At 60.3% G+C, this 21529-nt stretch carries 23 protein-coding genes; 11 read left to right on the top strand and 12 right to left on the bottom strand.

From position 1 onward, the window contains the following. Nucleotides 1-118: 118 nt before the first annotated feature. The 7 genes from VWZ81_RS13465 to VWZ81_RS13435 form a co-directional block, all read right to left on the bottom strand. Nucleotides 119-1468: a class-II fumarase/aspartase family protein gene (locus VWZ81_RS13465; protein WP_416543315.1), complete on the bottom strand. Its 1350-nt coding sequence runs from the start codon at nucleotides 1466-1468 to the stop codon at nucleotides 119-121. Continuing rightward, the gene (locus tag VWZ81_RS13460) at nucleotides 1468-2190 is read right to left on the bottom strand and encodes an alpha/beta fold hydrolase (protein ID WP_416543314.1); all 723 of its coding nucleotides are present in this window, start codon (nucleotides 2188-2190) and stop codon (nucleotides 1468-1470) included. Before VWZ81_RS13460 ends, VWZ81_RS13465 begins: the two co-directional genes overlap by 1 nt. After that, nucleotides 2183-2974 (bottom strand): 3-oxoadipate enol-lactonase, encoded by a 792-nt coding sequence (gene pcaD / locus VWZ81_RS13455; protein ID WP_416543313.1) that lies wholly within the window; start codon nucleotides 2972-2974, stop codon nucleotides 2183-2185. Before pcaD ends, VWZ81_RS13460 begins: the two co-directional genes overlap by 8 nt. A 96-nt stretch (nucleotides 2975-3070) precedes the next feature. Then, nucleotides 3071-4273, bottom strand: a complete 1203-nt coding sequence (locus VWZ81_RS13450; RefSeq protein ID WP_416543312.1) for an endonuclease/exonuclease/phosphatase family protein — start codon at nucleotides 4271-4273, stop codon at nucleotides 3071-3073. A 52-nt stretch (nucleotides 4274-4325) separates the two neighbouring features. Next, nucleotides 4326-5300, bottom strand: a complete 975-nt coding sequence (locus VWZ81_RS13445; protein ID WP_416543311.1) for a threonine ammonia-lyase — start codon at nucleotides 5298-5300, stop codon at nucleotides 4326-4328. Continuing rightward, nucleotides 5297-6169, bottom strand: a complete 873-nt coding sequence (locus VWZ81_RS13440) for an alpha/beta fold hydrolase (RefSeq protein WP_416543421.1) — start codon at nucleotides 6167-6169, stop codon at nucleotides 5297-5299. The genes VWZ81_RS13445 and VWZ81_RS13440 overlap by 4 nt, the downstream gene beginning before the upstream one ends. Nucleotides 6170-6176: 7 nt before the next feature. After that, complete coding sequence (locus VWZ81_RS13435; RefSeq protein ID WP_416536512.1) at nucleotides 6177-6863, bottom strand: haloacid dehalogenase type II; 687 nt, start codon at nucleotides 6861-6863, stop codon at nucleotides 6177-6179. A gap of 198 nt (nucleotides 6864-7061) precedes the next feature. Here VWZ81_RS13435 and VWZ81_RS13430 point away from each other — a divergent pair, with 198 nt between their 5' ends. Continuing rightward, nucleotides 7062-7490: an FKBP-type peptidyl-prolyl cis-trans isomerase gene (locus tag VWZ81_RS13430; protein ID WP_340544413.1), complete on the top strand. Its 429-nt coding sequence runs from the start codon at nucleotides 7062-7064 to the stop codon at nucleotides 7488-7490. Nucleotides 7491-7573: 83 nt separating this feature from the next. Next, a complete protein-coding gene (locus tag VWZ81_RS13425) occupies nucleotides 7574-8647 on the top strand; it encodes an NAD(P)H-dependent flavin oxidoreductase (protein WP_416543310.1) in 1074 nt (357 codons plus the stop codon). A 75-nt stretch (nucleotides 8648-8722) separates the two neighbouring features. On the opposite strand, the gene VWZ81_RS13420 is transcribed toward VWZ81_RS13425, so the two are convergent. Genes VWZ81_RS13420 through fabA form a run of 3 tightly spaced genes read right to left on the bottom strand, consistent with a single transcriptional unit; the run spans nucleotide 8723 to nucleotide 11306 of the window. Beyond that, on the bottom strand, nucleotides 8723-9514 hold the full coding sequence (locus VWZ81_RS13420) for an enoyl-ACP reductase FabI (protein ID WP_340544415.1): 792 nt from the start codon (nucleotides 9512-9514) through the stop codon (nucleotides 8723-8725). A 6-nt stretch (nucleotides 9515-9520) separates the two neighbouring features. After that, a complete protein-coding gene (fabB, locus tag VWZ81_RS13415) occupies nucleotides 9521-10750 on the bottom strand; it encodes a beta-ketoacyl-ACP synthase I (RefSeq protein WP_340544416.1) in 1230 nt (409 codons plus the stop codon). Nucleotides 10751-10796: 46 nt separating this feature from the next. Continuing rightward, nucleotides 10797-11306 carry a bifunctional 3-hydroxydecanoyl-ACP dehydratase/trans-2-decenoyl-ACP isomerase gene (gene fabA, locus VWZ81_RS13410; protein WP_340544418.1) on the bottom strand — a complete coding sequence of 170 codons (510 nt, stop codon included), beginning with the start codon at nucleotides 11304-11306 and terminating at the stop codon, nucleotides 10797-10799. 234 nt (nucleotides 11307-11540) lie between these two features. On the opposite strand from fabA, the gene irrA reads away from it, so the two are divergent. Continuing rightward, entirely contained in the window at nucleotides 11541-11957 is a 417-nt protein-coding gene (irrA, locus tag VWZ81_RS13405; RefSeq protein ID WP_260099685.1) for an iron response transcriptional regulator IrrA, read from the top strand. 35 nt (nucleotides 11958-11992) lie between these two features. Here irrA and VWZ81_RS13400 read toward each other — a convergent pair whose 3' ends face one another. Beyond that, nucleotides 11993-12892, bottom strand: a complete 900-nt coding sequence (locus tag VWZ81_RS13400) for a LysR family transcriptional regulator (protein WP_416543309.1) — start codon at nucleotides 12890-12892, stop codon at nucleotides 11993-11995. 125 nt (nucleotides 12893-13017) lie between these two features. Here VWZ81_RS13400 and VWZ81_RS13395 point away from each other — a divergent pair, with 125 nt between their 5' ends. Continuing rightward, nucleotides 13018-13815, top strand: coding sequence for a phytanoyl-CoA dioxygenase family protein (locus VWZ81_RS13395; RefSeq protein WP_340544421.1), 798 nt, complete (start codon nucleotides 13018-13020; stop codon nucleotides 13813-13815). Nucleotides 13816-13851: 36 nt separating this feature from the next. Here VWZ81_RS13395 and VWZ81_RS13390 read toward each other — a convergent pair whose 3' ends face one another. Then, the gene (locus VWZ81_RS13390; RefSeq protein ID WP_416543308.1) at nucleotides 13852-14721 is read right to left on the bottom strand and encodes a glycosyltransferase family 2 protein; all 870 of its coding nucleotides are present in this window, start codon (nucleotides 14719-14721) and stop codon (nucleotides 13852-13854) included. Nucleotides 14722-14863: 142 nt separating this feature from the next. Here VWZ81_RS13390 and miaB point away from each other — a divergent pair, with 142 nt between their 5' ends. From miaB to lnt, 7 genes are all read left to right on the top strand, one after another. Further along, complete coding sequence (miaB, locus tag VWZ81_RS13385; RefSeq protein ID WP_416536518.1) at nucleotides 14864-16186, top strand: tRNA (N6-isopentenyl adenosine(37)-C2)-methylthiotransferase MiaB; 1323 nt, start codon at nucleotides 14864-14866, stop codon at nucleotides 16184-16186. A gap of 206 nt (nucleotides 16187-16392) precedes the next feature. Beyond that, nucleotides 16393-16944: an OmpA family protein gene (locus VWZ81_RS13380; protein WP_340544425.1), complete on the top strand. Its 552-nt coding sequence runs from the start codon at nucleotides 16393-16395 to the stop codon at nucleotides 16942-16944. An 11-nt stretch (nucleotides 16945-16955) separates the two neighbouring features. Further along, complete coding sequence (locus VWZ81_RS13375; protein ID WP_340544426.1) at nucleotides 16956-17252, top strand: hypothetical protein; 297 nt, start codon at nucleotides 16956-16958, stop codon at nucleotides 17250-17252. Nucleotides 17253-17405: 153 nt separating this feature from the next. Next, a complete protein-coding gene (locus VWZ81_RS13370; RefSeq protein ID WP_416536521.1) occupies nucleotides 17406-18413 on the top strand; it encodes a PhoH family protein in 1008 nt (335 codons plus the stop codon). 127 nt (nucleotides 18414-18540) lie between these two features. Further along, a complete protein-coding gene (gene ybeY / locus VWZ81_RS13365; RefSeq protein ID WP_416537249.1) occupies nucleotides 18541-19071 on the top strand; it encodes an rRNA maturation RNase YbeY in 531 nt (176 codons plus the stop codon). Nucleotides 19072-19076: 5 nt separating this feature from the next. Beyond that, nucleotides 19077-19976, top strand: coding sequence for a hemolysin family protein (locus tag VWZ81_RS13360; protein ID WP_340544429.1), 900 nt, complete (start codon nucleotides 19077-19079; stop codon nucleotides 19974-19976). Next, the gene (lnt, locus tag VWZ81_RS13355; RefSeq protein WP_416543307.1) at nucleotides 19973-21484 is read left to right on the top strand and encodes an apolipoprotein N-acyltransferase; all 1512 of its coding nucleotides are present in this window, start codon (nucleotides 19973-19975) and stop codon (nucleotides 21482-21484) included. The genes VWZ81_RS13360 and lnt overlap by 4 nt, the downstream gene beginning before the upstream one ends. Nucleotides 21485-21529 lie beyond the last annotated feature (45 nt).

The following is a 21529-nucleotide window of genomic DNA, read 5'->3' as shown; positions in this document are numbered from 1 at the left end:
TGGTCACGGTGGACCGGGGGAAGCGAGCCCGCAAGCCCGAAACCGTCTGTGACGCGTCGTATCTTGAAGACGAATTGGCGCAGGGGGCAGGGAAACGGTTGCGCCGATCACCGCCGGGTCAGGAGGGATTTCGTCTTGCTTGCAGGGCGGTGACGCTTTTCGCAAATTGCTGTGCCTCTTCCGGGGCAGAGCCAAGTTGCCGTGCTGCGTCAAAGATCGCGGTGTGATCAAGCTCTGGATAATGCGCGACCGTGATCTCCTGCAACGACTTTCCGTCTTGGGCAGCCTTGGCACAGAGCTCCTTGACCATCGCCTGCGCCTCACCGCGCCGCATATGCTCAGCCAGAGCAAAGCTCAACGCTTCGGCATGAATGGTACCGTTGGCAGCGTTCAGATTGTGCCGCATGCGGTCGACATCCGGTGTCAGCCCCCGGGTCATGGAATTGGCAATCCGCACGGCACTGGCGGCGCAGAAAACGGTCTGCGGCAGGCTTAACCATTCGCCGAGCCAGCTTGTGCCGTCCCGTTGGTGCTGATGGCCAGCAGAATGATGCAGGGCCGAGAGCTGGGCGTTTGCCTGCGACGTCAGCGCAACCAATGCGGAGGCGCCTACCGGGTTTTGCTTCTGTGGCATCGTGGATGAGGCGCCGCGACTGCTGATCGCAATCTCATCAATACCACTCTGACGGAGGGCGAGGCAGTCAGTACCCAGTTTGCCCAATGCAACGCAGACCCGGGTAAACCAATCGGCAATACGCAAGACCGGCGTGCGGTCGGTATGCCAGCTGCGACCCGGATCGGCGAGCGACAGACCAGCGGCCAGTTCTGCGCGCAGCTCCGCAACCCGGGGGCCAAGCGCGCCAGAGGTGCCCGCGGCGCCTGAAAGTGACACCAGCAGACAGCTGTCGCGCAACCTTGGCAATTCGTCCAACAGCCCAAGCAGGGGCTGTCCCCAGGCTGCCACGACAGCGCCAAAACTTGTTGGCGTGGCCAGCTGGCCGTAGGTGCGTGCGGCCATCGGCAGGCTGGCATGGGCTTCAGCCAAATCGGAGAGCTGGGCCAGCAGCGCCATCAGATCTCCTTCCACCGCCGCAAGCGCCTGTCGCAGGCGTAGCATCAGCGCGCTGTCCATGATGTCCTGCGAGGTTGCGCCCCAATGAACATATTGTGCATGTTCCGGCGCGCTCATCTCGCTCCGCAGCGCTGCGACCAGACCTGGAACCGGCACGCCGTTCTGCCCAGCCGCGGCAGCCAGTGCCCCAGGATCAAGAGCGACCTCCATCACGGCGCGTCCGATCGCGGCGGCGCTGTCTTCGGGGATAATGCCGACTTTGCCCTGCGCCTTCGCTAGCGCACCTTCGACCAGCAGCATGGCACGGATTTCAGCACTGTCTGAAAACAGCCGGGAGACATCTCCGGCAGGAAAAAGCGCGGCATAGAGCTGACTGTCGAAAAGAGAAGCGGCCATCAGAGATCTTTCACTATGGTTGCCATCACCGTTGCCAGTTGATCGGGCGCGGCAAAGAACGGCGAATGTGACGTGTCGAGATTTTTTATCCGATCAGTGGGCCAATCCGCCACCATTTCTGCCTGATATTCTGGCGGGATGACGCGATCTTGGGTGCATCGAATATAGGCTTTTGGTGTCGCGGCCCATTGTGGACCCAGTTTCACGGGCGTGTCTTGCGGCCTGATCGGTTGCGGTGCCAGTCGCGACAGCGCATACTCCACCACTGACCTCGGGCAATCGTGGTATAGCAGATCCGGTGCGGCTTCGGGGTCGAAACAGTAGCTTTGCCCGTCTGCGGTTTTCAAAACCTTGCCGATGAGCGGTTGGCTTGGGCCGCGTTTGCGCATGTCGATCATCGACAGGCCATTCCGGGGGACATAGGCGCAAAGGTAAATCAATCCACGCAGCGGTGGGCCGATATCGGCTGCGGCTGAAATCGGGTAGCCGGCCCAGGAATGGCCCACAACGATAGTCTCTGATCGCGCGGCGTCGCGGACAGCGGCTACGGTTTCCTCCAAAGTGACAGCGACTGGATCGCACCACCGCGCGTTGCCGCCTATACGAGGGCCGGGAAGGTCGATGGTTCGTACGTTGATCCCGCGTGCTTCCAGTTGAGGCAGGACGTCGCGCCAGCACCACGAACCGTGGCAGGAGCCGTGGACCAGCAGCAGATCAGTCAATATGCCCGAGCTCCCTCAGGAAGGTCACCAAACGGTCGGCAAAGATATCGGGCTGTTCGACACAGGGAAGATGTCCGGCGCGGCGGATCAGCTCGAACCTTGATCCGGGGATTAAATCCACCGTTTCGCGAACCAGATCTGCCGGCGTTGCACCATCATCCGATCCCGCGATGCCCAAGGTTGGCAGGCGCAGGCCGCTGGTTGGGGTGTAAAAATCAGTTCCGGCGATGGCCGCGCAGCAGCCGATATAGCCTTCGACCGATTGCCCAAGCAGCTGGGCGCGCCAATGGGCCAGCTCCGGGGACCTGTAGAAGGCTGGAGCAAACCAGTTCTGCATGATCGTGTCGGCGACCGAATCAAGCCCATCCTGCTTGATCGCATCAATGCGCTGTTGCCATTTGGCGGCGGTGCCAATCTTGGCCGCCGTATTCGAGAGCACCAGTCCGCGTATCAGATCCAGCCGCTTGACGGCCAGCCCCTGCGCGATCATCCCGCCGATCGATAAGCCAACAAAAATACAGTCCCGCACCCCCAGATGATCCAGCAGACGCTCGGCATCGCGTACCAGAGCGCCCATCGAATAGGGAGCGGGCGTGGCCGACGTGCCGCCATGGCCGCGCAGGTCATAGCGAATGATGCGCAGCGACGGCGGCAAGCGCGTCACCACGTCGTCCCAGACATGCAGATCGGTGCCGAGGGAATTGGCGAACACCAGCGTCGGGCCGTCAGGCGGTCCATCCAATTGATAGTTCACCCGGATGTCACCCAGATCTGCAAGCGGCATGGAACTCCTCCTGAGCTTATTCGATGCGCTTCCCTAGCCTGCGTGTTTCAGGACGTAAACCCGATCCGAGCACCGCCATGCGGCTGGATCGCGGCTCTATTCGGCAGTCTCGAGCCGCATATGGGCCATGATTTGCCCATGGTCGGAGGCCAGCTTGTTATAAGGCGCTTCGGGGTGGCTGCCATCAGTAAGGTGGTCGTTGAAGACGCTGAAATATTGCATTTCGCCGATGGCCCCTGTCCATTCGGGATCAAAATGGCGGGACATATAGATCTGATCGATGCTCTGGTGCACGCCTCCGAATGTGGTGGTGTATACCACGTCACGGAGAGATTTCTTGAGAAACAGCTTTTCCGCCGAACGCAGGCGAACCCGGTCGATCATCTCCCTGATCTGACGGTCTTCGTCCGGATTGTAGCGATCTCCCGAGTGGCGAGCGTCATGCCGCAGCATCCAGGAGTAGTTGCGAAACGGTGTCTCGCCGCTGATGATTTCAGAGCTGACGGCATCCTCGCCATCATTGAAGTCTCCCAGGACCATGACCGGCCGGTCCTGTTCCAGCTCGTCCAGGATGGCGCGGCGCAGAACCCAGGCCTCGGCCATACGCCGCAGAGCGGCCCGCAACGCGCCCATGGCCCGCCCACTGGCATCATAAGCCGTGAGCACGGTTTCGGGCGCATAAGGCGCCCCAAGTGGTGTTATGAACTCGCCCAGTTTCGATTTCAGGTGGCAGTTGAATACGCTGATGATCTGGTCCGCGACGGGAATGCGGGCCTTCATGATCGGTCGAGACAGCCGTCGCAGCGTGTAGTAGCCTGCGTCATCCTCGCCGCCCAGGCAGGCCATCGGGATATCCAGCGGCAGCGGCAGGTCCTGAATAATCTCGACCGGTTCCACAAAACCCGTACGTGACAGAATCGCGAGACCGGGGCGACGCTTGCCCGGAGTGTCGTGGTCATTCGTATTGGCAGCATAGGCCAGCTTGGCATCGGTATAGGGCGTGTAGACGAGTTTGCGGAATATGGCCTTGCGGTGATAGCGTTTGGAGCGATCGGGCAGGGTCGCGGCGTTTACCTGTTTGCCACGCCGATCGGTTTCGGCGACCACCTCGCGCAGCGTCGCCTCATCGAAGATTTCCTGAAACCCCACGATATCGGCATCGAGCGTCAGCAGCTGATCGGCCAACCAATCGGATTTCCAAGCATATTCCTCGGGCGTGTAGCTTTGAAACCTGTAGTATTCTTGATCGGGACCGATCAGGTTCTTCACATTGAAGGAGGCGATAGTGAACTCGGTCATAGGGGCACTCCAGGGGCGAAGGGCACCGGATCGACCGGTGCGAGTGTGAAGCCTATCCGAACTTTTGTAGCGCTTCGGCAAAAATGGCGGGGTCGACATTACCACCGGTCGCAATGGCAATCGCGCTCGATCCGTTGAGGTGGTCTGCGTGAAACAATGCTGCCGCCAGCGAGACAGCACCGCCAGGCTCCAGCACGATTTTGAGCCTCGAATAGGCCAGCGCCATGGCGTGCATGGCCTCGTCTTCGCTGACAGCAATTCCGGAACCGCAGAGCCGTGCCAGGATCGGGAAGGTGATTTCGCCGGGTGCAGGCGTGAGAATAGCGTCACAGAGTGAGCCGGCCGTGGTCTCATTGCGACAGATCCGCCCGGCGGCCAGTGACCTGGCAACGTCATCGAACCCCTGCGGTTCGCAGGGGCGAACCCGCATTTTTGGCGCAGCTTGTTCCAGCGCCAGGGCAACACCCGAAGTCAAACCACCACCGCCGCAGCAGACCAGAACATCCGCCTCGGTCACGTCTTGTTCAGCAGCCTGTCGGGCGATTTCCAGACCAACTGTGCCCTGACCGGCGATGACCTCGTCGTCGTCGTAGGGCTTGATCAGGGTGAGGCCGCGAGCCTCTGCCAGCTCTGCCCCAATGGCGTCACGATTATCGGTGGCGCGATTGAACAGCACCACCTCTGCGCCGAGCGCACGGGTGTTGGCGATCTTAATTCTTGGGGCGTCCTGCGGCATCAGGATCACGGCGGGTGTGCCATGGGCGGCCGCCGCTGCGGCCACACCCTGCGCATGATTGCCACTTGAATAAGCAAGCACGCCTTTCTTGCGCTGATCCTGGCTGAGCGCAGACAGCGCGGCCCAGCCCCCCCGGAACTTGAACGATCCGGTATGTTGCAGGCACTCGGCCTTGATCAGTACCCGGCGACCCGCGATGTCGTCCAGAAAGGGGGAGGAGAGCAACGGCGTTTCGCGGGCGTGGCCCCGCAGGCGCTCCGCAGCGGCACTGATTGCGGCAAAGGATGTCATTGGGCGACCTCGAGAATTCGGTGGATAAGGGCAAGCGCCTTGGGTTCGTCCAGAAACGGGACATGGCCGCGATCCGGCACTTCCATGGCGATCAGGTCCGGCAGACGGCGCTGCATGTTCTCGTAGGTCTCAGCCGTCAGAATGTCGGAGTTCGCGCCGCGGATCACGCCGCAGGGCAGACCTTCAAGTGATTGAAACAATGGCCAGAGATCCGGCGCTGGCCCCGCTGCAGCCTGCGCCAAGAGAGCTTCACGCAACCGGGCGTCATAGCGCAGCGCCAAACCCGTCCGGGTCTGCGTGTAAAAAACCTCGGCTTCTTCGCGCCAGCGTGTCATCGGCACATCGGGAAACGCTGGCGCCATATGGGTCGCAAGCGCGGAGGCGGCTTCTTCGTGGGTTTTGGCTGCCGGACGATATCCGACATAGGCCATAATCCGGGTGATCCCATCTGCCGGAATTTCTGGCCCGACATCGTTCAGGATCACACCGGCCAATCGCTCCTTGTGTAGAGCGGCCAGTGCCATCGCCACCAACCCGCCGCGCGAGGTGCCGAGTAGCGTCACGCGATCAATGCCCAGATGGTCCATCAGCTCGATCACATCCTGCGCCTCGCGCGGGACCGAATAGCTGTGGATATCGTCTGCATATTGAGACCGGCCCCGACCCCGGGCGTCCAGGGTGATCAGGCGATGGCCATGAATATGCGGCCGCAGGTAGCGAAAGTCCTGCCCGTCGCGTGTGAGCCCTGCCAGGCACAATAGGGGTGGGCGGGAAATGGCTGTTGTCTGGGGGGCGAAGTCTGGATCGTCATAGGCCAGCTCCAGCCCGTCAGAGCTGGTAAAATATGAGAGTGCGCGTGGCGTGTTCAGCACGGGTTTATCCCCCCGCCAGGTCAGGGATACTGGCCAGATTCCTCAGCACGTGATGCGGCCTCCACGGCAGGCGATCCATAGGTTCACCACTTCGGTTCACCCAAGCCGTGGTAAACCCGTATCCCGCCGCACCGGCAGCGTCCCAGCCGTTGGAGGACACGAAAAGCACTTCATCGCGCTGGCAGCCAAAGCGTTTGCCGACAAGGTCATAGACCTGCGGGTCCGGTTTAAAGACACCAACGCTTTCGACAGAGAGCACATCGTCCAGCAGGTCGCCGACCCCTGCGGATTGAACGGCTCCGTCCAGCATCTCGGGTGATCCGTTGGAGAGGATTGCGGTCTGCAGGCCCGCAGTCTTGAGGGCGCGCAGCATCTGCGGAACCTCATCATAGGCCTGAAGCTGCCAGTAGAGATCCAGCAGGCGCTTTCGCAGCTGCGGGTCACCGCTCAGGCCGGTGGCCTCCATGGCCCAATCCAACCCGTCCTGGGTGACCTGCCAGAAATCGGCATGTGAGTTTGTGATTACACGCAGCCAAGTGTATTGTAGCTGCTTCAGCCGCCAGTGGTTGGCCAGCTCTGCCCAATGGTCGATCAGATGCGGAAATTCCGGCTCACCTGCAGCTTGCCGTGCGGCCGCTGTCACATCGAACAATGTGCCATAGGCATCAAAGATACAGGTGCTGATTGCCATGGGGCCTCCGGTTCGATGTCCTGCGGTTGTCCCAGCCTAGGCGCAAACGGGGCGCAAATTCCAGCCACAATCATTTCCCGCCGCTCTGCGGACGCCCGGGAACGGTGCGACCGGGGCTGCTTCGGATCATCGGGTTTACATCACGGTGGTGTCCTATACTGTGCGCGCCTTTGTAACGTGAAAGCAACTGGAGGTCCCATGACCGAGGTAAAAAGCGGCGATACCGTACGCATCCACTACACAGGCAAGCTGACAGACGGCAGTGTCTTTGACAGCTCTGAAGGGCGCGAGCCGCTTGAGTTCACCGTCGGCTCTGGTCAGGTTATCGAGGGTATGGACGCCGGTCTGCTCGGCATGGCCGCAGGCGAGACGAAAACGCTCAACATTCCCGCGGATCAGGCCTATGGCCCCAGCCACGACGAGGCGCGGCAGAGCATTCCGCGTGAAGGGATCCCTGATGACATCCCGCTTGAGGTTGGAACACAATTGCAGATGCAGGCTCCAACCGGCGAAGTGCTGCCGGTGACCGTGGTTGAGGTGAGCGAGGCGACTGTGACCCTTGACGCCAATCATCCCCTGGCAGGCAAAGACCTGATCTTTGATATCGAGCTGGTCTCGATCAACTGATCGCATCTGAGGCGGTGCCTCTTGCGCCGCCTCGTCAAACCGGCTCTTTTGCAGCGGGATATGCCGTGGTGAAAGAGGACGGAATGACTGATATTTCTACGTCAGCCGCATTGATGGATCGTCTGGGTATGTCCGTGCCGATTCTCCAGTCTCCCATGGCCGGCGTCAGCACGCCCCAGATGGCGGCGGCTGTCAGCAATGCCGGTGGGTTGGGCGCCCTGGGTATCGGAGCGGCAAACATCGACCAGGCTGAGGAGATGCTGCGTCAAACGGTGGCACTGACTGGCCGACCCTTTAACGTCAATGTGTTCTGCCACCGGCCAGCGCTTGAGGATCCCTCCCGCGAGGCGGCCTGGCTCAGCGCCTTGGCACCGGTGTTTCACAGCTACAATACGGCGCCGCCGGAGGCGCTGCGCGAAATCTACACCAGCTTCTGCGTTGATACCGATATGCAGGAGATGCTGATTGCGCAGCGCCCGGCAGTTGTCAGCTTCCACTTCGGTTTGCCGCCGCAGGGGGTGATCTCGGCTCTGAAGTCAGCCGGCATCATCTTGCTGGCCACAGCAACTTCACTTGCCGAGGCTGCTGTGTTGGCGAGCGCCGGGATCGACGCCATTGTTGCACAGGGGTGGGAGGCCGGAGGCCATCGGGGTATCTTTGATCCGCGCGGCGCGGATTCCAGGCTTGGAACTCTTGAACTGGTCCGCGAACTGGTCACCAACCTGAACCTGCCGGTGATCGCCGCAGGCGGGTTGATGACCGGTGCCGATATCGCAAAGGCGCTGGTAGCAGGTGCCGCTGCTGCGCAGTTGGGCACCGCGTTCATCGCCTGTCCCGAGAGCAGTGCCGGTGCGGGCTATCGGGCCGCCTTGCTGGCCGCGGATCCGAAAACAGAGATGACGACGGTAATTTCAGGGCGCCCGGCCCGCTGTCTGAGAAACCGTTTCACCGACCTTGCGCAGAAGCTCGATCCGACGATCATTCCGGATTACCCCATTGCCTATGATGCCGGGAAAGCCCTGAACACTGCGGCGAAGCAGGCTGGCGAGCCCGGATATGGCGCGCAATGGGCCGGGCAGGGCGCTGCCGGAGTTCGTGCTATGCCCGCGGCTGATCTCATGCAGCAGCTTCTTTCAGAACTGGCTGAGGAACAGTGATGTCAAGCGGAGACAGCAACAAGAAAGGGCACCCGCTGGGTGCCCTTGGTTCTTGTGACAGGGATTGGCAGCAGGTCAGAGATTGTCCTGCTGCGGCATGCCAAGGACATGAAAACCACCGTCGACGCGGATGATCTCGCCCGTCGTGCAGGCCCCTGCGTCGGAGGCGAGATAGACGGCTGTACCACCAACCGCTTCCAACGTGGCGTTATCGCGCAATGGGGCGTTCTGAGCCGTATGTTTAAACGTCTTGCGGGCACCACCGATGGCGGCCCCTGCCAGGGTTTTCATCGGGCCGGGGGAGATGGCGTTCACACGGATGCCTTCCGGGCCGAGATCATTGGCCAGGTAACGCGTGGCGCTTTCCAATGCCGCCTTTGCGACACCCATCACGTTGTAGTTGGGCACCACTCGGTTCGATCCCTGGTAGGTCAGGGTCAGCAACGTGCCGCCATTGGCCTTCATCAGCGGGTAGGCGCGGCGCGCCACCTCGACAAAGGAATAGGCAGAGATATCCATCGAATTCTTGAAGTTCTCGCGGCTGGTGTCGAGGAAGCGTCCGGTCAGCTCGGTCTTGTCCGAATAGGCGATGGCGTGCACCACGAAGTCGACGCTGTCCCAGCGTGCCGCCAATTGCTCGAATGCGGTGTCGAGCGACGCATCATCGGTGACGTCCACATCGACCATAAAGTCGCTGCCAACGCTCTGGGCCAGCGGTTCCAACCGTTTACCAAAGGCTTCACCCTGATAGGTGAATGCCAGTTCGGCCCCCGCATCGGCCATGGCCTTGGCGATGCCCCAAGCGATCGAACGGTCGTTTGCGACCCCCATGATCAGGCCACGTTTGCCCGTCAATACTCCTGACATCCGCCGTTATCCTTTGTATTTGCTCAATACCATTGAGCCATTGGTGCCGCCAAAGCCGAAGCTGTTGGTCATTACGCTGTCAAGGCCCGCGTTTTCCACCAGCTGGGTTGCGACCTCTCCCGGCTCGATGCCCTCGGCCAGCGTGTCGACGTTGATCGACGGCGTGATGAAGTCATTGTCCAGCATCAGAAGGCAGAAGATCGCCTCCAGTGCGCCCGCCGCGCCCTGCGCATGACCGGTCATTGATTTGGTCGAAGAAATCGGCGGCACGTTGCCCGCGCCGAAAACCCGGCGGGCCGCTTCGATCTCGCCGACGTCGCCGACCGGGGTCGAGGTGCCGTGGGCGTTGATATAGTCCACCTTGCGGCCGTCCGGCAGGGATTGCAGGGCCAGACGCATGGCGCGCTCGCCGCCTTCGCCGGAGGGGGCGACCATATCGTGGCCATCGGAGGTGGCGGCAAAGCCGGTCACTTCGGCGTAGATCTTGGCACCGCGCGCCAGGGCGTGATCCAGATCCTCCAGCACGACGATACCGCCGCCACCAGAGATCACGAAACCGTCACGGTCCTGATCAAACGCGCGGGAGGCTTTCTCCGGCGTGTCGTTGTATTTGGACGACATCGCGCCCATCGCATCGAACAGGCACGACAGGGTCCAGTCCAGTTCCTCGCCACCACCGGCGAACATCACATCCTGCTTACCCATCATGATCTGCTCAGCCGCATTGCCGATACAGTGCAGCGAGGTCGAGCAGGCCGAGGTGATCGAGTAGTTGATACCTTTGATTTTGAAGGCTGTGGCCAGATTTGCCGAGATCGTGGAAGACATGCACTTGGGAACGGCAAACGGCCCGATCCGCTTCGTGGCCCCGGTTTTCAGCACGGTCTGATGGGCTGCCAGCATGGCCGATGTGGACGGTCCGCCCGAACCGGCCACCAGACCGGTCCGCTCATTCACCACTTGATCTTCGGAGAGGCCGGCATCGGCAATTGCCTGGCTCATCGCTATATGAGCATAGGCCGCGCCAGCCCCCATAAAACGCAGGGTACGCTTGTCGACATGGTCAGCAACATTCAGCTTGAGCGTTCCCGCAATTTGGCTGCGAAAGCCATGCTCGACCATTTCGGGGCTGGCCTCGATGCCAGATTTTCCTGCTTTGAGAGAGGCAAGAACCTCTTCGGCATTGTTCCCGATGGACGAGACGATGCCCAGACCGGTGACGACGACGCGACGCATGATGCGTACTCCTATTTCTTGTTCAAGGGGCGGGGAGAGCTGCGGATCAGCTCTCGGAGAGGGCCACCTTCATGTCCTTGACCTGGTAGATAACTTCACCATCGGCTTCCACGATGCCGTCGGCAACCCCCATGGTCAGGCGACGGGTCTGGATCGCTTTGGTGAAATCGATCTTATAGGTCAGCATCTTGCGGTCGGGTCGCACCATTCCAGTCAGTTTCACCTCGCCTACACCCAGCGCATAGCCGCGACCCTGCCAGCCACGCCAGCCCAGGTTGAAGCCAGTGAGCTGCCAGAGGCCGTCAAGACCCAGACATCCGGGCATGATCGGGTTGCCGGGGAAATGACAGTCAAAGAACCACAGGTCAGGCGTGATATCGAACTCGGCCGTAATGTGACCCTTGCCGTGGGCGCCGCCATCGGCCGACACATCGGTGATGCGATCCATCATCAACATGGGAGGGGCGGGCAGCTGTGCGTTGCCAGGGCCGAACAGCTCGCCTCTGGCGCATTTCAGCAAATCGTCTTTGTCAAAGCTGCTGGGGTAATCGGCCATGCTGGCGCTTCTCCTGCCTATGTTATGATCGTGTATCTGGCTCCCTGTAGCACCCGTTTCGACTCTCCTGCAAGGGTTCCGGGTGCCGAGGGCACACCAGCATTCAGCCTGTGGCCTTCAGGTTTTTCAACTGTGACAGTCTACAGATACAGATCGGAGCTACGCAAATTGAATTGAATGCAAGGACCCTTTCGGCCTATAAATGCGGCCAGCAACGCTATGCAGGACCGCTACATGACGCCAACACCCGCAGATATCGCTACCAACTGGCTGGAAACAGCCGGATTGCGCCCGACCCGTCAGCGGGTGGCGCTGGCAGAGTTGTTGGTGGGCGACGGCAAGCATCGCCATGTGACCGCCGAGAGCCTGTTTGACGCGGCAAAGGACAAGGGTGCAGCTGTTTCACTTGCGACGGTCTACAACACGTTGCGCGCCTTTTGCGATGCTGGCGTCTTGCAGGAAATCACAGTCGATGGGTCCAAAAGCTATTTTGACACCAATACGCACGACCACCCCCATTTTTACTGGGAAGACGAGGGGCGTCTGTCGGATGCGCCATCCGATCAGCTGGTGATCAAGAGCCTGCCCGCGGCGCCGCAGGGCGTTGAAATCGCGTCCGTCGACGTTGTGATCCGACTGCGCAAGGTCTGATCGTAGGAACGCCGGGCGCTGCGCTCATGTGCGTGCTAGAGTATTTCCGTAACCGTTTTCGCCAGAATCTGCTGCGCGGTCTCTATCACGCTGCCTTTTGACGGCGGGCTGTGGCTGATCAGGACCAAGGGCTCCTCTGCCGATGTGTCGCTGATGGGTATCGCGACCAGTGGCTTGCCATCGTAGGAGCGTAAATCGGGGGGCCTGCTGTAGGTGATGCCGATCCCTTCGCCATGGGCGGCCAGGCTGCGCAGCAGCTCGACCGATGCCGCCCGGTGGGCAATTCGGGGCAGCGCGCCAATGGATTTGAACAGCCCAAGCATGTGGCGCACGGATAATCCTTCTTCCGACAGAATCAGGGGCTGTTCGGCCAGATCGGCCAAGGGCAGGCGGTCACGATCTGACAGTGGGTGACCATTGGGCATCAGCGCTACGGGGCCGCGCCGCAACACCTCATGCCGGACGAAGCTTGCATCCACGCCCAGGTCATAGCTGATCGCCAAGTCGATATTCCCGGCGGTCATCGAGGCCAGCAGCGGTTTAAAGTGATCCGTCCTGTAGCGGATGGCCACACCGGGCAAGCCGATCCGAAGGCGCTGCAGCGCTGGGGCCAACAGAAAGGGAGCCAGATCGGTAAAACATCCCAAGGTCAGCTGCTGGCCGTCGGTTTGATCTGCGCCCCGACGTTCCAGCCGCGCGGCCTGATCTAGGAGCGCTTGTGCACGGTCTGCGAACCTGCGGCCTTGTGGGGTCAGGATCATGCCGGCCCCGCGACGCCTCAGGAACAGGGGCTCTCCCAGCTGCGCTTCAATCCGGGCAAGCGCTGTGGACAACGCGGGCTGGCTGACATGCACGGCGGCAGCCGCCGCCGACAGGCTGCCGTGCTGAGCGATCGCGCAGACATATTCGTAGTGGCGTAGAGTTAGGTATAACATCAGTTTATTTTCTGCATACTAAGATATTATTTGAGCACGCCGCCCCGCCGGGTGCAACATCGGCCCGAAACGGGTGACTGCAACCAGATGCTGTCACCCGTACTCCCGATACCAAGGATTGATCGATGCCCCATCCCCTCATCACCCGAGACCATATTGACGATTTCCAACGCGATGGCGTTGTGTTGATCCGCGGTCTCTTCGTCGATCAGGTCGATATTCTGCGCGACGGCGTCGAGGCGAATATGGCGCAGCCCGGTCCCTATGCTTCCAACAATGAAAAACCCGGGCAGACCGGGCGGTTCTTTGATGACTATTGCAATTGGACCCGGATCCCTCAGTTTCAGCAGGCAATCGAACAATCGCCTGTGGCGGAGGTGGCCGCAGATCTGATGCAGTCCAAACGGGTGCAGATGTTCCACGACCACGTGCTGGTGAAAGAGCCGGGCACCTCCATGGCGACGCCCTGGCATCAGGATGGGCCTTATTATTTCGTCGAAGGGCAGCAGACCATCAGCTTCTGGTCGCCGCTCGATCCTGTCACGAACGCCTCGCTGCGATGCGTTGCAGGCTCGCACCGCTGGGAGAAGGAGGTGTTGCCAACGCGCTGGGTCTCCGAGGAGGGCTTCTTTGCTGATGAGGGGCAGTACATGCCGGTGCCGGATCCCGATGCCGAAGGGATGACAATCCTGGAGTGGGAGATGCAGCCAGGTGACGCCGTCGCCTTTAATTACCGGACGCTGCACGGCGCCCGCGCCAATACCAGCGAAACCCGTCGCCGCGCCTTTTCGTTGCGTCTGGTCGGGGAGGACGCACGCTATATTGAACGCCCTGGCCCAACCTCGCCGCCCTATCCGGGCCATGACATGGTGTCGGGTCAGACCCTCCGCGAGGATTGGTTTCCCGTTCTATTGCAGCGCTAAGCTATGACAGGGTCGCGCTGCATTGGCGCTCGGAGCCTAGAACCACTGTCCCGGCTCCATCAGGCCCAGATCAAGCAGCTGACGAGAATGCCAGTCAAAGGGCGCCGAGTTGTGCCATCGAAAACTGTCGATCTCAAAGGAGGATCCCGGGTTGCGTTTCAACGCCTTTGCGGTGCGAAAAGAGCAAATCGCGGCGGTCAGATTGTGGTGCCAGGGGCAGGCGTAGGTGTTGTACTCCGGTTCGTTGAACCGGTGATCCTCAAACAGCCATAGTTCCGGTTTTGCACGGAACAGCGAAATCCGGTCGATCTTTCGGCTTGCTGCGGGGATATGTTCTTCATAGCGCCAGCGTATGCCGCCGTAGAAATCCAGCTGGCGATCAAGCGGATGGCCGGTCTGTGGATCAATGCGGGCCTGTGCATAGTAGCCGGATTTATCCAGATGCGCGGTTTCCAGCGATACGCCGTTTGGTGCTGCGTCCAGATCGGCGGCATAAAGATCAATGACATAGGTCAGCATGGCCGAGCGCCGCTCTTCGCCATGAAACCCCAAGAGTTCGACAACATTGCGGCTCTCACAGAAGGGGTAGAACAGGTACTCTGCATTATAGCAGTAATAGAGCCAGCAACCCGGTGCGGCTCTCGCGATCACCTTGTTGATGGCCTCGATCACCGCTTCACGCGCGCTACAGTCAAAGGGCACACGGTGGATGCGCGTCTCCAAATCGTAGGGGATGTCGAAAGCGTCCGGCATAAAGGCCACAACTGTCGCAAAGCCGAGATCAAGATGGTGGCGCAGGGTGGTCGCTATCTCCACTTTATCCTCAACAAAGATCAGAGCGACAGGCCCTGTTGTCAGGATCTTGTCCGCGGCGTTAAGAAACCCTTCGAGCGATGAATGCATCATATCTGATTGCCTGCTGTTCTCTGCCGACTTCCCAGTCTGGCGGTTGCTGCTAAAGTCGGGTAATCCGCGCGCCATTGCAAGCAGGGCCGTTTCCGGCTATGCCACGCCGCTGTTGCGACCCTCCGGTGAAAAGGTTGTCCCCATGAGCGCTCCGAAGAAGCTGTTTATCAAGACCTATGGCTGTCAGATGAATGTCTATGACAGTGAACGCATGGCCGAGGCGCTGGGCGGCGAAGGTTACGTTGAAACCAAATCGCCGGATGACGCCGACATGATCCTGCTGAATACCTGCCATATTCGGGAAAAGGCAGCGGAGAAGGTCTATTCCGAACTGGGGCGCTTCAAGGGGCTGAAAGCGCAGAAGCCAGACCTGAAGATCGGCGTCGCGGGCTGCGTCGCCCAGGCCGAGGGCGAGGAGATCATGCGCCGTCAGCCGCTGGTCGATCTGGTGGTCGGCCCGCAGAGCTATCACCGGCTGCCGGAGATGGAAGCGAAGGCCCGCAAGGGGGAGAAGGTGCTGGACACCGATTTCCCCGAGGAAGACAAGTTTGAGAAACTGAAAAACCGCCCCAAGGCGAAACGCGGCCCGACTGCGTTCCTGACGGTGCAGGAAGGCTGCGACAAGTTCTGCGCCTTCTGCGTGGTGCCCTACACCCGCGGCGCCGAAGTGTCGCGCCCGGCGGACCGCATTCTGCGCGAGGCTCAGGAATTGGTGGAGCGTGGCGTGCGCGAAATCACGCTCCTCGGCCAGAACGTGAACGCTTATCACGGTGCTGGCGCCAACGGCGACCTGACCCTGGCCCAGCTGATCTGGGAGCTGGACAAGATCGACGGGCTGGAGCGCATTCGCTTCACCACCTCGCACCCCAATGACATGCAGGACGACCTGATCGAGGCGCATGGCACCTGTGCCAAGCTGATGCCCTATCTGCACCTGCCGGTACAGGCGGGTTCCGACAAGATCCTCAAGCGGATGAACCGCGCACATACCGCCGAGAGCTATATCCGCCTTATCGAGCGGATCCGCGCCGCGCGCCCAGACATCCTGATCTCAGGCGACTTCATTGTTGGCTTCCCGGAAGAAACCGAAGAAGATTTCCAGGCCACCATGGACCTGGTGGAAGAGGTGAAATACGGCACCGCCTATTCCTTCAAATACTCCACCCGCCCCGGCACCCCGGCGGCAGAGCGTCCTCAGGTTGACCCGGCTGCGGCTGACGACCGGCTTCAGCGCCTGCAGGCCCTGCTGACCAAGCAACAGCGCGAGGTTCAGGACAGCATGGTTGGCCGCGAGGTTGGTGTTCTGTTTGAAAAGGCGGGCCGCTTCGCGGGCCAGATGGTTGGCAAATCCGATTACCTGCATGCGGTGCATGTTGCGGATTGTGATCGCGCCATCGGTGATCTTGCCCGCGTGCGGATCCTGTCCTCTGGGGCCAACTCACTGGCCGGCGCTCTGATCGATTGATCATGGGCGAGGGGCGGTCGCGCAGCCGATTGCGCCCCCAGCGCGACATGGCGTCGTGAAACTTCTGATTTCCTTAAGCAAATGATTGCAATTTGCGTTCTATACCTGCGAATATCACGGTAACGGCCCGCACAAAGCCTGCGTGGCCGCAAGAATGACGCCTGCGAATGACTGGTGTAAGGGGGATATTGGGTGTGTTGAAACCAATGAGGAAACAACTCTGCGGACTCGTGGCCACCGTTGTCGCGACTGTCGGCTTGAATGTGGGCGCTTTGCTGGCGCAGGACGCCGGTGTGATCGGTCAGAGCTATATTCCAACCATCTGGGTTGATCCCGACGGTTGCGAGCATTGGGTGATGGACGATGGCGCCGAAGGTTTCATGACACCCCATGTCACGCGAGACGGGAAACCGGTTTGCCGTCGGGGCAATATCTGCGGCGTGATGCCCAGCGATCAGTTTTTTGCCACCAACAGGCATCACATCAGCGCCGCCGGGCAACAGCGCCTGCGCGAGTTTTTCCAGTCCGCGAATGCCCGATCCTTCATCATCACGGGCCATACCGACAGTCGCGCATCAGATGAATATAACATGCGGCTGTCTCAGCGCCGTGCCGATGCGGTCGCAAAAGTCGGCCAATCGGTTGGCGCCCGCATCCTTGAGGCGCGGGGCTATGGCGAGCGTGATCCGCGCGTGCCGAACGACTCGGCCGTGAATATGGCGCAGAACCGTCGCGTCGAAATTATCTGCCTGCGCTGAGGAGCATCGTTATGTCATTCACCAGAACAGCGCTTCTTGCGTCCTTGGCGATCGGTCTGTCTGCCTGTGGCGACAAGGTCGACAAAACCGTGGATCGTGGTTTTGACAGCAAGGATCTGTCTCAGCTGAAGGCGGGGATTTGGGTTGATCCGACCGGCTGCGATCATTGGATCATTGACGACGGGGTAGAAGGTTACCTGTCGCAACGGCTGGCGCCGGATGGCCGCCCGGTCTGTTCCGGCGTCGCTCCTCCGAATACGGCGGTTGGTCCGTTCAAATCCGGGTCCAGCATCGAGGACCCGATTTGACGGAATTTCGTTACCACTGCAAACAACTGCCTATTGGCCGTCCTTTTCGGGCGGCCATTTTGTTTCAATCGCGTGAAATTGCCGACGCGTAGCTTGCGCAGGGGCGACCGGAGAGGCACACTGAAAGAGCAACGTCAAAGACAGGAGACCGGATTGGCCATTGGCACTTTGACCCCATCGCATGAGCAGGATTCCTCACATGAGGCGCTGCTCGAATTTCCTGATAACCGACTGCTGATTGATCTGTGCGGTGAATACGACCGCAATCTCGCGACGCTCGAGCAGACGCTTGGTGTTCAGATTGTCCGGCGCGGCAATCAACTCTCAGTACTGGGAGAAGAAGCCGCCCGCGATCAGGCCGCGGCGGTTCTGGCAGCGCTATATGACCGGTTGGAAACCGGCCGCAGTGTTGAGGCCGGCGATATTGATCGTGAATTGCGGATGGGACAGGAGCAGGTGGAAAATCCCGGCAGCCAGCTGGAGATGTTCCGGGGCGGCAAGGTTGAGATCAAGACGCGTAAGAAACTCGTCGAGCCACGTACCGACGCTCAGAAAGCCTATGTCCAGTCGCTGTTCGAACATGAGCTTGCCTTTGGGATCGGTCCGGCTGGCACCGGCAAAACCTATCTTGCTGTTGCTGTTGGCGTGAGCATGTTCATTACCGGGCATGTCGACAAGATCATCCTCAGCCGCCCTGCGGTGGAGGCGGGCGAGAAGCTCGGCTATCTGCCCGGCGACATGAAAGATAAGGTCGATCCTTATATGCAGCCGCTCTATGACGCGCTGAATGATTTCCTACCCGGCAAACAGTTGGCGAAGCTGCTGGAAGAAAAACAGATCGAGATCGCGCCGCTGGCCTTTATGCGGGGGCGTACGCTATCCAATGCTTTTGTTGTTCTGGATGAGGCGCAGAATGCCACCACCATGCAGATGAAGATGTTCCTGACACGTTTGGGTGAGGGATCGCGCATGGTCATCACCGGCGACCGCAGCCAAGTTGACCTGCCGCGCGGCGTGGCGTCGGGGCTGGCGGATGCGGAACGTCTGCTAAGCAAAATCCCCAAGGTGAGCTTTAACTACTTCACATCTCGTGACGTGGTGCGACATCCGCTTGTGGCGGCCATCATCGAGGCCTATGAGGCGGATGAGAAATCCGTCTGAACCAGCATTCGGTCGCTGAACGAGGGGGATGCAAATTCATATTGGGTTGGGGCCTTCATGGAAAACCACCCAAGAAACGCTCTCCCGGACCTGTCGGAACGGGCTGCCTTGGCATTGAGACTGGACTATGACTCTCGACATCTCCATTGAAGACGCTCGCTGGCAGGACATCGGCTTGTCAGCGCATGCCGAGCAGGCCGTTGATGCGGCGCTGTCGCATTTCAATCTCGATCCGGACGACTGCGAACTATCCCTGCTGGCCTGCAATGATGCGCGGATCATGGAATTGAACACTGAGTTCCGTCAGAAGGCCAAGCCGACAAATGTGCTCAGCTGGCCAGCTGAGGAACTTGCCGCCGAGGAACCGGGGGGTGACCCGCTGCGACCCGAGGCGGATTTTACCGGCGAAATACCGCTCGGCGACATTGCGATTGCCTATGAGACCTGCGCAGGCGAGGCCGAGGCCGCTGGCAAGCCATTGGCCGACCATTTGCGTCATCTGATCGTTCACGGAGTGTTGCATCTTTTGGGTTACGATCACATTCGTGACCCGGACGCCACTTTGATGGAAGGTCTTGAGGTGGAGATACTTGGCAAAATGGGTATCGATGACCCATATACATTGGATGACAGCCCCAATCACGGGCGTATCGGATAGGAACGATGGACGATATAGACGGAAGTTCTAACGCAGCGCAGGGCGCGCTGGAGAACAAGGACAGCGCTGGCGACACCGCAGCGGCTGGACAATCGACGGGGTTTCTGGGGCGTATTTTCAGCTCCTTTACTCCGACCGAAAGCGAGGAAGACGTGGATTCCGGACCGGAAACACGCCTGGCGAACCAGCCGCACGGGATGATCAATCTGCGGCGTTTGCGGGTCGAGGACGTTGCCATTCCCGCAGCGGAAATCGTGGCAATCCCAGCCTCGACTCCGAAAGACGAACTTGTTCAGGTCTTCCGCGAAAGCGGTTTTACCCGTATCCCCGTCTACGAGGGCACGCTGGATACACCCATCGGCTTTGTCCACCTCAAGGACTTTGCCCTGATGCACGGTTTCAACGGCACCGATGCCGATTTCGCGCTGGACGCTATGGTGCGTCCTTTGCTGTTTGTCCCGCCGTCCATGACGATTGGCGTTCTGCTGACAAAAATGCAGGCAGAGCGCCGCCACATGGCGTTGGTGATTGATGAATATGGCGGCGTCGATGGTTTGCTGACCATCGAAGACCTGATCGAGCAGGTTGTTGGCGAAATTGAGGACGAGCATGACGCGGGCGAAGATCAGACCTGGTTCCGTGAGAAACAGGGCTGTTATGTCGCGCAGGCACGTACCCCGCTGGATGAGTTCGAGAATGAAATCGGTCGGTCGCTGACCAGTCACGATGACGTCGACGGCGAGGAGATCGATTCCCTTGGCGGTCTGGTCTTCATGCTGTCAGGACGCGTCCCTGCACGGGGTGAGGTCATCCAGCATCCCGACGGGCCTGAGTTCGAGGTTATGGATGCCGACCCGCGCCGGATCAAACGCCTGCGGGTGCGGTTGCCCGATTGTTCGGGATGATTGCTGCGGTCCGGCGGTATGTCGGGCTGCGGCCGGTCATTCTGCCATTGGTCACGGCGGTTGCTGCGGGTGGTCTTCTGGCCTTCGCGCTTGCACCGTTCCATATGCTCTGGCTGGCTCCGTTCTGCCTGGGCGCAGTGGGATATCAACTGCTTCAGCTTTCGACCTCCCGGCAGGGCGCACTTTTCGGCTGGCTTCTGGGGACGGCCTATCTTTCCGTCGGCATGATCTGGATCTACGAGCCGTTTCAGATTGATGCAGAACGCTACGCCTGGATGGCGCCCTTTGCCGTCGTCGGTCTTGCCGCCGGATTGGCGCTGTTTTGGGCCCTGGCGTTCGGTTTGGCTGTTCGGCTCAGGCGCGGTGGCCACCGGATCGTCCTGCTGATTGCCGCGCTGTCGCTTGCCGAGTTTGCGCGGGCCTATGTCCTCACTGGGCTGCCCTGGGCAGCGTTCGGGCAATTCTGGATTGATACGCCTGCCGCAGGGCTGCTGCCCTGGATCGGGCCACATGGTCTAGCCTTCTTCACCCTCGTTGCGACTGTACCGCTAGGGCTGATATCGCGTCGTCCGGTCGTTGCGCTGCTGCCCATGCTGCTTGTCGGTGGGGCTATCCTGCTGATGCCGCAGCAGCCCTCTGCCATGCTGACGGGTAAGATTGTTCGGCTCGTGCAGCCCAATGCGCCCCAGGACGAGAAATGGCACCCGGATCTGCGCTGGTCGTTTGTTGATCGCCAGCTGGACTATTCGCGCGCGCCAGCTCGCAGCGGACAGCCCGTCGATCTGATTGTCTGGCCTGAAACAGCCGTTCCGTTGATGCTGAATTATGCGGATGACGTGTTGAGCGAGATTGCGGATGCGGCTGGAACTACCCCAGTTCTGCTGGGCATTCAGCGCCGGGAAGAGGGCCGCTATTACAATTCAGCAATCGTACTGGATGGCGCTGGTAACGTTGGCCAGATCTACGACAAGGCGCATCTGGTTCCCTTTGGTGAGTATATTCCAGCTGGCAATCTGATGGCGCGTATTGGCGTCCATGGGTTCGCCTCTCAGGCCGGGGCAGGTTACGCATCGGGGCCGGGACCGCGGCTGTTGGATCTGCCGGTCGGCAAAGCGCTGCCACTGATCTGCTACGAAGCGGTTTTCCCACAGGATGTGAACGGGGCACCGGACCGGGCTGATCTGCTGATTCAGATCACCAATGATGCCTGGTTTGGCACCTATTCCGGTCCGTATCAGCATCTGGTCCAGGCGCGGATGCGTGCTATTGAGCAGGGGCTGCCCATGGTGCGGGTTGCCAATACCGGCATCTCGGCAATGATTGATCCACATGGCCGCGTCCTGGATGCGCTGCCTTTGGGGGAGGCCGGCTATCTGGACGCAGCGCTGCCTGCGCCGCTGCCGCCTACGCTCTATTCGCGGACCGGTGACCTGCCAGTGTTTCTCGGCTGCATCCTCCTCGGCGGGTTGGCGCTGCGACGCAGAACCACAGTTGCGCGCGGGTCATAGCTGCTTAACCTCTCGGCTTTATAGATTGACGACACACGTCTCCCC

The sequence above is a fragment of the Phaeobacter sp. JH20_34 genome (assembly GCF_048056095.1).
In the GTDB taxonomy this organism is placed as follows: Bacteria; Pseudomonadota; Alphaproteobacteria; order Rhodobacterales; family Rhodobacteraceae; genus Phaeobacter; species Phaeobacter bryozoorum.
Note: the sequence above shows the minus strand (reverse complement) of the source record. Positions and strands in the feature narration are given on the sequence as shown.

What these genes read in the sequence shown, in the direction of transcription:
- VWZ81_RS13395 (WP_340544421.1), top strand. Translation starts at nt 13,018, where the DNA reads ATGCCCCATCCCCTCATCACCCGAGACCATATTGACGATTTCCAACGC.
- VWZ81_RS13430 (WP_340544413.1), top strand. Translation starts at nt 7,062, where the DNA reads ATGACCGAGGTAAAAAGCGGCGATACCGTACGCATCCACTACACAGGC.
- irrA (WP_260099685.1), top strand. Translation starts at nt 11,541, where the DNA reads ATGACGCCAACACCCGCAGATATCGCTACCAACTGGCTGGAAACAGCC.
- VWZ81_RS13380 (WP_340544425.1), top strand. Translation starts at nt 16,393, where the DNA reads ATGAGGAAACAACTCTGCGGACTCGTGGCCACCGTTGTCGCGACTGTC.
- VWZ81_RS13390 (WP_416543308.1), bottom strand. Translation starts at nt 14,721, where the DNA reads ATGATGCATTCATCGCTCGAAGGGTTTCTTAACGCCGCGGACAAGATC.
- ybeY (WP_416537249.1), top strand. Translation starts at nt 18,541, where the DNA reads ATGACTCTCGACATCTCCATTGAAGACGCTCGCTGGCAGGACATCGGC.
- VWZ81_RS13435 (WP_416536512.1), bottom strand. Translation starts at nt 6,863, where the DNA reads ATGGCAATCAGCACCTGTATCTTTGATGCCTATGGCACATTGTTCGAT.
- VWZ81_RS13420 (WP_340544415.1), bottom strand. Translation starts at nt 9,514, where the DNA reads ATGTCAGGAGTATTGACGGGCAAACGTGGCCTGATCATGGGGGTCGCA.
- lnt (WP_416543307.1), top strand. Translation starts at nt 19,973, where the DNA reads ATGATTGCTGCGGTCCGGCGGTATGTCGGGCTGCGGCCGGTCATTCTG.
- VWZ81_RS13445 (WP_416543311.1), bottom strand. Translation starts at nt 5,300, where the DNA reads ATGACATCCTTTGCCGCAATCAGTGCCGCTGCGGAGCGCCTGCGGGGC.
- miaB (WP_416536518.1), top strand. Translation starts at nt 14,864, where the DNA reads ATGAGCGCTCCGAAGAAGCTGTTTATCAAGACCTATGGCTGTCAGATG.
- VWZ81_RS13465 (WP_416543315.1), bottom strand. Translation starts at nt 1,468, where the DNA reads ATGGCCGCTTCTCTTTTCGACAGTCAGCTCTATGCCGCGCTTTTTCCT.
- VWZ81_RS13425 (WP_416543310.1), top strand. Translation starts at nt 7,574, where the DNA reads ATGACTGATATTTCTACGTCAGCCGCATTGATGGATCGTCTGGGTATG.
- pcaD (WP_416543313.1), bottom strand. Translation starts at nt 2,974, where the DNA reads ATGCCGCTTGCAGATCTGGGTGACATCCGGGTGAACTATCAATTGGAT.
- fabA (WP_340544418.1), bottom strand. Translation starts at nt 11,306, where the DNA reads ATGGCCGATTACCCCAGCAGCTTTGACAAAGACGATTTGCTGAAATGC.
- VWZ81_RS13400 (WP_416543309.1), bottom strand. Translation starts at nt 12,892, where the DNA reads ATGTTATACCTAACTCTACGCCACTACGAATATGTCTGCGCGATCGCT.
- VWZ81_RS13375 (WP_340544426.1), top strand. Translation starts at nt 16,956, where the DNA reads ATGTCATTCACCAGAACAGCGCTTCTTGCGTCCTTGGCGATCGGTCTG.
- VWZ81_RS13450 (WP_416543312.1), bottom strand. Translation starts at nt 4,273, where the DNA reads ATGACCGAGTTCACTATCGCCTCCTTCAATGTGAAGAACCTGATCGGT.
- fabB (WP_340544416.1), bottom strand. Translation starts at nt 10,750, where the DNA reads ATGCGTCGCGTCGTCGTCACCGGTCTGGGCATCGTCTCGTCCATCGGG.
- VWZ81_RS13360 (WP_340544429.1), top strand. Translation starts at nt 19,077, where the DNA reads ATGGACGATATAGACGGAAGTTCTAACGCAGCGCAGGGCGCGCTGGAG.